The sequence below is a fragment of the Pinibacter aurantiacus genome (assembly GCF_019130065.1).
In the GTDB taxonomy this organism is placed as follows: Bacteria; Bacteroidota; Bacteroidia; order Chitinophagales; family Chitinophagaceae; genus Pinibacter; species Pinibacter aurantiacus.
Genome location: NZ_JAHSPG010000017.1, coordinates 142,093 through 154,327, shown reverse-complemented (window position 1 = coordinate 154,327; position 12,235 = coordinate 142,093). Strand labels below are relative to the sequence as shown.

Annotated in this window: 8 protein-coding genes; 6 read left to right on the top strand and 2 right to left on the bottom strand. The window is 43.6% G+C overall.

The annotated features are described in order from the left end of the window. Positions 1–131: 131 nt before the first annotated feature. Positions 132–695: a hypothetical protein gene (locus KTO63_RS23745; RefSeq protein WP_217794465.1), complete on the bottom strand. Its 564-nt coding sequence runs from the start codon at positions 693–695 to the stop codon at positions 132–134. Between the two features lie 259 nt (positions 696–954). Continuing rightward, positions 955–1,449, bottom strand: a complete 495-nt coding sequence (locus KTO63_RS23740) for an Lrp/AsnC family transcriptional regulator (RefSeq protein WP_217794464.1) — start codon at positions 1,447–1,449, stop codon at positions 955–957. 157 nt (positions 1,450–1,606) lie between these two features. On the opposite strand from KTO63_RS23740, the gene KTO63_RS23735 reads away from it, so the two are divergent. The 6 genes from KTO63_RS23735 (at position 1,607) to KTO63_RS23710 (ending at position 12,224) form a co-directional block, all read left to right on the top strand. After that, positions 1,607–2,605: an NAD-dependent epimerase/dehydratase family protein gene (locus tag KTO63_RS23735; protein ID WP_217794463.1), complete on the top strand. Its 999-nt coding sequence runs from the start codon at positions 1,607–1,609 to the stop codon at positions 2,603–2,605. Between the two features lie 29 nt (positions 2,606–2,634). Continuing rightward, positions 2,635–5,076 carry a phosphoenolpyruvate synthase gene (gene ppsA / locus KTO63_RS23730; protein WP_217794462.1) on the top strand — a complete coding sequence of 814 codons (2,442 nt, stop codon included), beginning with the start codon at positions 2,635–2,637 and terminating at the stop codon, positions 5,074–5,076. A gap of 83 nt (positions 5,077–5,159) precedes the next feature. After that, positions 5,160–5,738, top strand: a complete 579-nt coding sequence (locus KTO63_RS23725; protein ID WP_217794461.1) for a hypothetical protein — start codon at positions 5,160–5,162, stop codon at positions 5,736–5,738. 235 nt (positions 5,739–5,973) lie between these two features. Further along, the gene (locus KTO63_RS23720; RefSeq protein WP_217794460.1) at positions 5,974–7,167 is read left to right on the top strand and encodes a FecR family protein; all 1,194 of its coding nucleotides are present in this window, start codon (positions 5,974–5,976) and stop codon (positions 7,165–7,167) included. 285 nt (positions 7,168–7,452) lie between these two features. After that, positions 7,453–10,872 carry a SusC/RagA family TonB-linked outer membrane protein gene (locus KTO63_RS23715; protein ID WP_217794459.1) on the top strand — a complete coding sequence of 1,140 codons (3,420 nt, stop codon included), beginning with the start codon at positions 7,453–7,455 and terminating at the stop codon, positions 10,870–10,872. Positions 10,873–10,883: 11 nt separating this feature from the next. Then, a complete protein-coding gene (locus tag KTO63_RS23710) occupies positions 10,884–12,224 on the top strand; it encodes a RagB/SusD family nutrient uptake outer membrane protein (RefSeq protein ID WP_217794458.1) in 1,341 nt (446 codons plus the stop codon). Positions 12,225–12,235: the final 11 nt, after the last annotated feature.

Sequence of the window (12,235 nt, the reverse complement as noted above, 5' to 3'; positions counted from 1 at the left end):
CGTTCTATCGAAATTAGTTTCTAGTAATTCTAGGGAAACGGATTAATATTTATCTAAAGGTTCTTTGCGGTTCAAAAAAATGGTAGCATACCAGACTATCCGTTTTTATAGACATCCACTTACTTTAAGCCCTACAAATACTTCACACCCGGCAGCACCTCCAGTTTCTTTGCCGCTATTTGCTTCAAACTATCATAGTTATCAATCCCCAATTCCGCTTTGGAATAATAGATCGCTTCGTACAAATTCTTTTCCGGAAATATAAACAGCGAGTCTTTGTTCTCCACCCAATATTTGTAGTACTCCCATTTTATTTCAGATGTGTGGGATTCCGTTTTGAAGAGAAGTCTTTTATCATCAAAATAAAACTTGATGGCATTGTTTACTTGTGAGAGTTTTCGAATGGTGCGTATTTTCCAAAGTTTTCTTTTTTGTTTCGTTACCAGGAAAGCGAAAAACATTATCAATAAAAAAGCAACCAATGTTGAAAGGATGGCTTTTGTAGTAACTTTCGCAAACACGACTGTTTGAGTATCTGTCAAAAATTGGGATTCAATAAAAAGAAAGAGGAACGCGGCGATCATGTAGATCAATCTTCGATACCGGGAATACCTCACATACATTTCCCTGTCGATTAAAAAGGAGAGCTGGTCATTCAAATCAGGGGTTGCCCGCGGTAATTCAAGTGGTTTCATATAGGATCGGATATTGAAACTTGAATATAGAAAACTTTACCGAAACTTGAAAGCAACTACGTGTAAACACTTAGATAATTGAGAATTGAGAATTGAGAGTTGAGAGTTCTTTGTAGTTGAACTTTTCGAATTTGAGGCTAAAATTTCGTATTTTAGACGATTAAATTTTTCTCAACTCTCAACTCTCAACTCTCAACTCTCAACTCTCAACTCTCAACTCTCAACTCTCAACTCTCAACTCTCAACTCTCAACTCTCAACTACTTCTTCGCTTTCTTCTTCACCGGTTGCCTCAGCGGAAACGCAGTCTCCACCTTGCCTTCTGACAATACAAACACCGATTGTACCGTACCAACATTCGGAAGCGTTGCCAGTTTATTTACCAGGAATTCATTGTACTCGTGCATGTCGCGAATGGCGATCTTTAAAATGAAATCAAACTCGCCGGTCATGTGGTAGCATTCCATCACCTCCGCAAAATTGCTCGACTCTTTTTTGAAGTTGTTCAGCATCGTTTGAGAATGTTCTTTCAGGTGAATAAGCGTAAAACCAATCAGGCCCCTGTCAACCTTCGCCCGATCGAGCAGCGCCACATACCCTTTGATAATTCCTTCTTTCTCCATTCGGCGAATGCGCTCATAAACAGGAGTGGGGGTTTTGCCAATTTTATCAGCTATCTCCTTGGTGGTCAACCTCGCATCGTGTTGCAATAGCTGCAGAATCTTGATATCATCATCCTGAAGTACGTATGACATGACAGATATTTTTTCTACAAATATGAGAAATGATCGAAAATAAAATTGTTTTTATCTAAAATAACTAACCTTTTTAGATTTATATGCTGCTGATTTCTACTTAAGAAGTCATTTCGTCCAAATGTGCAAAATTTGAGGTTCTAACGAGATTGAAATTATGAAACAGGAAAAGATCCTTGTAATCGGCGCTTTTGGTCAGCTTGGAACCGAGCTTGTACCTGCCCTTAGAACACTTTATGGTGAAGCCAATGTTATAGCTTCAGACGTTCGCGAACCATCGTCTATGAATGCTATTCAGGGCCCTTTTGTATCCTTTGATGTATTGGATAAAAAATCACTGGAAACGATAGTAAGACGTCATCACATTGCCCAGATATATTTGCTCGCCGCCATGCTTTCGGCAACCGGCGAACAATTCCCAACAAAAGCCTGGGATCTGAATATGCAGAGCCTGATCAACGTGCTGGAAGTGGCCAAAGATCAGCATTTGAACAGGGTTTTCTGGCCAAGCTCCATCGCTGTTTTCGGAAAGAGTTCTCCGAAAAAAGACTGCCCACAGGATGGTCCATTCGACCCAACAACTGTTTATGGAATCAGCAAAATTGCCGGCGAACACTGGTGCAATTACTACTACGAAAAATATGGTGTAGACGTTCGCTCCATTCGCTATCCTGGCTTGATCAGCTATACCGCAATGCCGGGTGGCGGAACAACGGATTATGCAGTTGACATTTTTCATCAGGCACTTGCAAAAAACGAGTACACCTGCTTCCTGCGCCACGACTCCGCACTGCCGATGATGTATATGCCCGATGCTGTTAGAGCAACGCTTGAACTCATGGAAGCGCCGGCCTATCTAATTAAGAACCGTCATTCATACAATATCGCAGGTGTCAGCTTTACCCCGGCTGAACTTGCAGAAGCCATCCGTACCTACCTGCCTGATTTCACCATAAGTTATCGTCCGGACAGCCGCCAATCCATTGCAGATTCGTGGCCGGACTCCATCGATGACACGGCTGCTTTCAGAGATTGGGGATGGGAGGCACGTTATGGAATTTCTGCCATGACAAGGGAAATGCTTCAGCACCTTGCGGCCCGCTATCCCTCAACAGGTGAACGTTCAGAGCTCCTACACCCTGCCGTATTCGCGTAGCTTTTCTTTCACCAATAAATTGCTTGCTTATGAAGGATCAACGTATCATCCTGCCACTTGAAAAAGTTGGATTACAGGATATCGCAATCGCCGGTGGCAAATGTGCCTCACTCGGCGAAATGATCAGTAACCTTTCCAGTCTCGGTGTTGAAATTCCGGGAGGCTTTGTGATCACAACGGACGCTTATCACCAGTTCCTCGAACAGAGCGGATTGGGAAATATGATCCAAGAGGAAATTGCTCGTATTAATTTCGACAGTGTAGAATCGCTAAGACGAAGCGGTTCAAAAATCAGGCATGCCATCAGCAACGCCAAGTTTCCGCACGAGCTGAGTCACCGCATTATTGCAGCGTACGAAGAATTGTCGCATCGCTATGATCAGTCGGCAACAGACGTGGCCGTTCGTTCTTCCGCAACAGCAGAGGACTTGCCAGATGCTTCTTTTGCCGGACAACAGGAAAGTTTCCTGAACGTGCGTGGCCCTGCCGCATTGATCGACGCCGTGCGTAACTGTTTTGCATCGCTGTTTACAGATCGTGCCATCAGCTACCGTCACCAGTTTCATTTTGATATTCTGGAAGTGGGCCTTTCTGTTTGCGTGCAAAAAATGGTGCGTTCAGATCTGGCTTCATCAGGCGTTGCCTTTTCCATTGACACGGAATCCGGCTTCAAAGATGTGGTGTTGATCAATGGTGCATTTGGTCTCGGCGAACCGATCGTGCAAGGTGCCATTTCTCCAGACGAGTTCCTTGTATTCAAACCCACTCGTCGCGCCGGCAAAGCATCGATCATAGATAAAAAACTGGGCGTGAAAGATCAGCTCATGATCTACGGCGATGATACCGATTCACGCACACGCATGATCCCGACAGATAAAACGCAACAGCAAACCTTCTGCTTAAAGGATGAGCAAGTGCTTCAACTGGCAGACTGGGTAATGCTGATCGAAGACTATTATACAAACCTTAAAGGTCACTGGAGCCCGATGGACGTAGAGTGGGCAGTAGATGGCCTTTCAGGCAAATTATATATTGTACAGGCAAGACCAGAAACGATCCATTCACGTAAAGCCGCCGGAAAGTTCACCAAATACGAAGCGGATACATCCTCTGCAAAACTGCTTTGCAAGGGCATCGCAGTAGGCGATGGCATTGCATCCGGACGCGTGAACATCATGTATTCCCTCGATAAAAGAGTGGAAGGGCATGAGTTCCAGGCAGGTGATGTACTGGTAACCGACATGACCGACCCTGACTGGGAGCCGATCATGAAGAAAGCTGCGGCCATCATCACCAACAAAGGCGGTCGAACCTGTCACGCGGCTATTGTTGCCCGTGAAATGGGCGTGCCGGCGATCGTTGGTTGTGGCAATGCAACTGATCTGCTGCAAGCGCAACAGCTCATCACTGCAAGCTGTGCAGAAGGAGATGAGGGTTTTGTGTACGACGGTGAAGTGCCAGTAACTACAACGGTTTCCTACATCAACGATCTTCCGTCAATCGACACGCCGCTGATGTTGAACATTGGTTCTCCATCCATGGCATTCAAATATGCGCACCTGCCGCATCGCGGAGTGGGACTAGCTCGCGAAGAATTTATCATCAACAATTTTATACAAGCGCATCCTTTGGCGTTGCTCAACCATCAATCGTTGAATGACACCAGCCTGAGCAATTCTATTCGCAAACTCACCCGTGGTTTTGCCAGTGAAAAAGAATATTTCATTCAGAAACTTTCCTTCGGCGTTGCGAAAATTGCTGCTGCATTTTACCCGGAAAAAGTGATCGTTCGTTTCTCCGATTTCAAGAGCAACGAATATTACAACCTGCTCGGCGGACATTATTTTGAGCCATCCGAAGAAAACCCAATGATCGGTTGGAGAGGAGCGTCACGCTATTATTCCCCTGATTACAAACCTGCGTTTGGATTGGAATGCGAAGCCATTCGCCAAGTTCGTGAAGTGATGGGGCTGGATAATGTGGTTGTAATGATTCCGTTCTGCCGCACCGTTGAAGAGCTAATGAAAGTGCAGGAAGTAATGAAAGAATATGGTTTGGAGCGCGGCCGCCACGGCTTGCAACTCTACCTCATGGCAGAGATCCCAAGCAACATCATCCTCGCCCGTGAGTTTGCCAAACACATTGACGGCTTCTCCATAGGCTCCAATGATTTAACGCAACTTACGCTCGGACTCGATCGTGATTCTTCGCTCGTTGCGCATCTCTACAACGAACGCAATCCTGCGGTGAAAGAGCTGCTGCGCATGCTTATCCGCACTGCGAAAGAATGCGGCGTGAAAGTGGGCATCTGCGGACAAGGCCCTTCCGATTTCCCTGACTTTGCCCAGTTCCTTGTTGAAGAAGGCATTGACAGTATTTCCGTAACACCGGACTCAGTTTTCAAAACCATCCAAGCGATCCATAACATAGAAAAAGCGTCTGACCGGCAAAATGCCAGGTTGTTTGTTTGAGTTTCAGCCGGCCGCGTAAGCGGCCATTTTTTTTGCCCTGATTTTCTTTTTCCGTTGGCTGAAGCCAAACGGCAATGAAGTAAGTGCCGCAGTCAGAAGCGCCGTTAACAGTTCGCAAAGCAAAATTTAATGTTTCAGTCGTAAATGAAATTAAACGAGGTAAAACACAATTCAGTGCTGTTTGGTTTCAGCCAAATGGCAATGAAGTAAGTGCCACAACCAGAAGTGCCGTTAACAGCTCGCAAAACAAAATTTATGTTTCAGTCGTAAATGAATTTAAACGTGGTAAAACACAATTCATGGCCGTTTGGCTTCAGCCAAATGGCAATGAAGTACGTGATGCAATCAGAAGCACCGTTAACGGTTCGCAAAACAAAATTTATGTTTCAGTCGTAAATGAAATTAAGCGTAGTAAAACACAATTCATTGACGTTTGGCTTCAGCCAAATGGCAATGAAGTACGTGATGCAATCAGAAGCACCGTTAACGGTTCGCAAAACAAAATTTATGTTTCAGTCGTAAATGAAATTAAACGTAGTAAAACACAATTCATTGCCGTTTGGCTTCAGCCAACGGAAAAAATGAAGGATTTTACCCTTGCGCAGGGTTTTGTTGCCGTTGGCAACAAATTTAACATGTCGCCCAGCTGGGGCTGGCTCTAATGTTCTACCTTCTTTCCCTTTCTACTAACGTGCCGCCCCGCTGGGGCTGGAACTCTATAATCAAAGAACCCGAACAATCGGCTACCAATTCTTAATTCTTAATTCCTAATTCTTAATTCCTTCCCTCAACCTGACCGCCCTCTAATTATTAATTATTAATTATTAATTTTTTTTCCCTCGAATAGTCCTATCTCTCCGCAGCGTTGTCTATTATATTATAAAGCCATAGATACCCATGCTTAACGAAGCAAACAGGGTGCAAGACCTTTTTAGAAAATATATTGACGGATCAGCCACAGTAGCGGAGTTGGACGAATTAGATGCATATTTGCAGAACGAAGAGAACAACACCACATTCCAGCAATTGCTCACAGAAGAATTGGAAAACACCGCACCTGCCGCAGTATACGACGAAGAAAGGTGGAACACCGTAATAAAAAGATTTTTGCCGGATCAAGGCTACCCTCTGCAAACGACCGAAAGAAAACCTCGTTCTCTTTTTGCAAGAATTGCAGTAGCAGCAGCGATCGTCATTTCATCAAGCACAGCCGTTTATTATTTTCAACATAATAAATCGACGCCTGTAGCAACACCAATGATCAGCCAGTTTGGTAATGATAAATTGCCCGGCGGCGACAAAGCGACATTGACACTTGCCAACGGATCAGTTATCGTGCTGGATACTGCTCACAATGGACTATTGACCGCGCAAAACGGCATAACCATTAAAAAGCTAAACAATGGCCAGTTGCTGTATGATGCATCAAACGTTGCGAGTGCAGAAGACGAAAAAGCATTCAACACCATTGCAACACCTCGCGGCGGACAGTATCAACTGATATTGCCAGACGGCAGCAAAGTATGGCTGAATGCAGCTTCAAGCTTACATTTTCCGGTAGCATTTAATAGCAAAGAAAGAAAAGTGGCACTGACCGGTGAAGCATATTTTGAAATAGCGCAGAATGCAAAAGCACCGTTTAAAGTGGATACAAAAAACGGTGAAGTGAATGTGCTTGGCACGAGTTTCAATATCAATGCATATGACAATGAAACGGCAGAAAAGACAACATTGATAGACGGAAGTGTGAGAGTGAATATATCAAACAACGCTGTGCTGTTACAACCCGGCAAACAGTTGCAATACACAAAAGCCACGAAGCAATCAACGGTGAACGCAAACGTAGAAATTGACAAAGTACTGGCATGGAAAAACGGAGAATTTCAGTTCACCGGAGCGGACATAGCAACGATCATGCGGGAAGTGGAAAGATGGTATGATGTTGATGTAGTGCTTGAAGGAAATGTTTCCACTGAAAAATTTGTCGGCAAGATCCCGCGCAACATGAAACTATCGCAGTTCCTGGAAGTACTGGCGCTAAACGATGTTCATTTTAAAATTGAAGAAAAGAAACTGATTGTAAAACCATAGGACAATTAATAATTAATAATTAGTAATTAATAGGGTCGGATGCATTACAGAATGCAGCTTACATCTTAAAGTTAAAAACGCTTGATATCAAAAGAAAAAGGCCCGATCAAAGTTTCGGAAATATTAATTCTTAATTCTTAATTATTAATTCACTCTTAACGCTCGGCTTAACTCATTGTGATACTTGAAAAAACCGGCACTGTTAGAGGCGGTGCCGGCGAAGAATTCAGGTAAAACACAATCAACGAAAGACTGCTTATTATTTCACCTAAACAAAACAAAACTATGCAATTGACTGCACATTGCAAAGGAAGGGGTGTGGGTAGAAGTGAACGAAAACACCGCGTCCTTTTCACTACCAAAACGAAGTTGATCATGAAGTTTACGGCTATTTTACTATTAGCTGCGTGTTTACAGGTTAGTGCCAGAGGTTTCTCGCAGCTGGTTTCTATCTCTCAAAAAAATGCATCACTGCAAACAGTTTTTAAAGAGATCGAAAAACAAACGGGCTACCAGTTTTTTTACAAAGAAAACGTACTGCAACACGCATCTACAGTTACTATTAATGTTAAGAATGCAACACTGAAACAGGCACTGGACGCATGTTTCAGCAACCAGCCACTTACGTATGGCATTGTTGACAAAATAATTGTTGTTAAAAACAAGCAACAGGAAGCTCCCAAAACAGAAGTATTAACCGCGCCGGAGGCACAGCAAATTGCTGAAGGCATCCGCGTGAAAGGTGTTGTAAAAGATAACACAGGAAGGCCTATCGCCTCTGTATCTGTTGTTATTCCCGGCACACCGCTTGGTTCCATGACCAATGCAAGCGGTGAATACCTGATTGACAATGCTCCTGAAAACGCACAACTTTTATTTTCCTACATCGGTTTCGAATCACAAACCATCAATATCAAAGGAAGAGCGGTTATTAACGTGACGCTTGAACTTGCTAAAGTGGCGATGGACGAGATGGTGGTGATCGGCTATGGCACTACAACAAAACGTTTGAATACAGGTGCTGTCTCCTCCATAAAGTCAACAGACATTGCCAAACAAACGATTGACAATCCATTGACAGCCATGCAGGGCCGCATGCCCGGTGTAGTAATTACACAAGACAATGGATTGCCCGGTGGTGGCGTGCGTATGCAAATACGTGGCCTTGGTTCAGCCGGTGCAGGTACCATTCCTCTATACATTGTGGATGGTGTGCCCTTCACTTTATTCAATGGCGGACAACCAGTATCAGATGCACTAAACGCATACGGTACCAGTGGTGCAAATGGCAACATTAGCCCGTTCAGCATGATCGCTCCGGAAGATATCGAGCGCATTGATGTATTAAAAGACGCTGATGCTACTGCCATTTACGGCTCCAGGGGAGCAAATGGCGTGGTGCTCATCACTACAAAAAAAGGCAACAAAGGAGGGAAGACTCTTTTCAATTTCAATGTTAATAGTGGCATTGCAAAAGTGAATCATTACATACCAATGATGAACACGCAGCAATACCTTACCATGCGAAGACAAGCATTTGCAAACTCTGGTGTAACGCCTACTGTAAGCAATGCGAAGGACCTCCTTGTATGGGATACCACGGCTTATACAGATTGGCAAAAGTGGGCCATTGGTGGCACCGCGCATACAACAAATGCAACAGCATCTGTATCTGGCGGTAACCAGCAAAACTCGTTTTTGTTCAGTACTACTTACAGAAGACAGGGAACCGTTTTCCCGGGTGATTTTATCAACAACACGCTATCAAGCAGGTTGAATGCAGGACACAAAAGCTTGAACGGGAAATTCAGCATCGACGCGGCTATCAGCTATTCTTACATGGATAGTAAAATACCGCCAGTGGACCTGAGTACGTTCTACAACATGGCGCCCAACTATCCAATTTACAATAGCAATGGCAAGTTTAATTTTACATTGGAAAATCCTGTTGCTGATCTGCTAAAAAAATACAGTTCGCAAACAACCAATTTTATCAGCAGTGTAAATATCGCTTACAAAATTTTGCCTTCTTTAACGGCTAAAGCAAACCTTGGCTATACCATTACAGGTTTGGAGCAAACAAAAACCAATCCGGCCAGCTCGCAAAACATTTCTGCTACTGCGACACCAGATGTGATAGCAAAAGCCAACAAGCTTACTTATGCCAACAATACAAACACCAACTACATAGTAGAACCGCAACTCGAGTACCTCAAAAACATTAGCAACGGAAAGTTGCAATTACTTGCCGGTACTACGTTTCAACAAAATAAATCAAACGGTGTTTACTTATCCGGATCGGGTTATAGCAGTGAAGCGCTGATCACCTCTATCAGCAGCGCGGCTACTGTAACAGCCAACTACAGCAATTATTCTCTTTACAAATACAATGCGGTTTTTGCAAGGGCAAATTATAACTGGGAAGACAAATACATTCTCGATGGAACATTCCGCAGAGATGGCTCTTCCCGTTTTGGTCCCGATCATCGGTTTGGCAACTTTGGCGCAGTAGGTGCCGCATGGGTGTTTACGAAGGAAGATTTTATGAACAAAGCAGACTTCCTGAGTTTTGGTAAGTTGCGTGCAAGCTATGGCATCACCGGAAATGATCAAATCAGCAACTATCTGTACAATGCTTTGTATAGCTCCGCATGGTCAGGTTACAGTTACATGGGCACTGGTACGCTGGTGCAGTACAGTCCTGCAAATCCTGAGTTGCACTGGGAATCAACAAAGAAGCTGGACATCGCACTGGAGCTGAGTTTCCTGCGTGACCGTATATCATTGAAAACAGACTTCTATCAAAATCGCTCAGGCAATCAGCTGTTGTACATTTACATGCCTTCACAAAGTGGGTTCACCAGTTATACCGGCAATCTTAATGCCTTGATTCAAAATAAAGGCTGGGAGTTTGAATTGAACACAACCAATATTTTGAAAAAAGATTTCACCTGGACAACCTCGATTAACCTAACGCTTAACAGAAACAAATTGCTGGAATTCCCTGATCTTGCTACGTCAAGTTATGCCAGTACTTATGTGATAGGGCAACCAATTGATGTGCCTTTATTGTACCATTTCACCGGTATTGACAAAGCTTCCGGCATCCCTACATTCCTAGATGTAAACAAAGATGGTTCCATTGGTTATTCAGATGACCGCCTGCCAGCAAAAATAGGCACGCCTTATTTTGGCGGTATAACAAACAGCTTCTCTTACAAAGGATTTACCTTAGATTTTACATTCCAGTTCAATCACCGTTATGGTTATGTAAACAATACGCTGAACGACTACCACACATCTTACTATCCTTATGGTTACAGCTACTATAATCAAAGTGCACCGATAGTAGATTCGTGGACACCTTCGAATCCAAATGCGAAGTATCCTGCAGCTGGCGTAAACTATAGCAATGATATATCCAATCTTGCAGGATCTGATTTTAACTGGGGCAATACATCGTTTGTTAAGTTTAAAACACTAAGCCTCGCTTATAGCCTGCCAAAAAAATGGCTGAGCCGCGCGGGCATCTCTACAGCATCCATATATGCGCAGGGGCAAAACCTGTACACATGGGCTAAACAGAAATACACCTATGACCCGGAAACCACACAACCCGGTACAGGAAGTGGTTTGGGCACCGGAACGTATATCGCGTTTCCACAACTGCGCACCATGGTATTAGGACTTAATGTTTCATTCTAAAAAAACAAATCATGAAGTTTAAAAATATAAATACAGTTTACATATCCATCGGCGCATTACTATTGGTAAGCATTTTATTTTCTTCTTGCGAAAAATATGTTGACATACCAAAAGCGCCTAACCAATTGCTGGTGACAGATGCTTTTAAAGAAGATGCGACGGCAACAAGCGCTGTCCTTACACTGTATGGTAATGACAATACCACAAACAGCCTTGGCTATTTTTCATTTTGCGGCGGATTAGAAGCCGATGAATTGGAGAACGCAAATGACAATGACCTAAGCATGAATGAGTTTCAAACAACTGCTCTTTCTATAAAAAACGCTACGGTACAAAACTATCTGTGGTCTACTCCATATGCTGTGATAGGTGCAGCAAACGTAGCGATTGACGGTTTGAACAATTCCAAGACTCTTACTCCTTCAGTTAAAAATCAGCTACTTGGAGAGAGTAAGTTTTTTAGAGCGTTCACTTATTTCTATCTGGTGAATTATTTTGGGAAAGTTCCTTTGTCCCTTAGTGGAGATGCCAACGCAAATGCCTTTTTGCCAAGGACGAGTACTGATTCTGTGTATGCACAAATTGTAGCGGATCTGAAAGATGCGCAAACACTTTTACCAGCAACCTACGTGGGCACAATGCGTGCGAGGGTAAACAAATATGCAGCAACGGCTTTGCTGGCAAGGGTTTACCTGTATATGAGTGATTACACAAATGCTGAGATACAGGCATCTAACGTAATTGGTGCTACGGATATCACCTATACCATGCAGGATATTGATCATGCATTTCTAAATACCAGCAACGAAGTAATTCTTCAAATTGCCACTACAACAGCTTGGTCGAGTTTGCCAATATTGGGTACCTATTACAACTCTTATCAGCAATATGTTTTGGCTCCATCATTCACCTTTGAAGCTGGAGACAAACGGGCCGCGTCGTGGACAGATGGCAATATCATTACAAAATACAAGATGGCCGGAAACGAATACAACATTACGTTGCGCCTGGCTGAACAATACCTTATCCGATCAGAAGCACGTGCGCAACTATCAAAAATTAGCGGCGCACAAGCTGACCTTGATTCAGTAAGAATAAGAGCGGGTCTTGCCAAAACATCTGCTTCCACAAAAGATGATCTACTAGCTGCTATTGCAAGTGAGCGAAAAGTAGAACTTCTTGGCGAGTTTAGCCATCGCTGGTTCGACCTGAAACGTACGGGCAAAGCAGATCAGGTAATTGGCGCATTAAAACCCGCAACGTGGAAATCAACTGCAGTATTGGCTCCTATACCTTCAGATGAAAGATTTAAAAACCCATCGCTTACGCAAAACGATGGTTATCCCAACTAAATACAAATAAC

What these genes read in the sequence shown, in the direction of transcription:
- ppsA (WP_217794462.1), top strand. Translation starts at nt 2,635, where the DNA reads ATGAAGGATCAACGTATCATCCTGCCACTTGAAAAAGTTGGATTACAG.
- KTO63_RS23735 (WP_217794463.1), top strand. Translation starts at nt 1,607, where the DNA reads ATGAAACAGGAAAAGATCCTTGTAATCGGCGCTTTTGGTCAGCTTGGA.
- KTO63_RS23710 (WP_217794458.1), top strand. Translation starts at nt 10,884, where the DNA reads ATGAAGTTTAAAAATATAAATACAGTTTACATATCCATCGGCGCATTA.
- KTO63_RS23715 (WP_217794459.1), top strand. Translation starts at nt 7,453, where the DNA reads ATGCAATTGACTGCACATTGCAAAGGAAGGGGTGTGGGTAGAAGTGAA.
- KTO63_RS23740 (WP_217794464.1), bottom strand. Translation starts at nt 1,449, where the DNA reads ATGTCATACGTACTTCAGGATGATGATATCAAGATTCTGCAGCTATTG.
- KTO63_RS23720 (WP_217794460.1), top strand. Translation starts at nt 5,974, where the DNA reads ATGCTTAACGAAGCAAACAGGGTGCAAGACCTTTTTAGAAAATATATT.
- KTO63_RS23745 (WP_217794465.1), bottom strand. Translation starts at nt 695, where the DNA reads ATGAAACCACTTGAATTACCGCGGGCAACCCCTGATTTGAATGACCAG.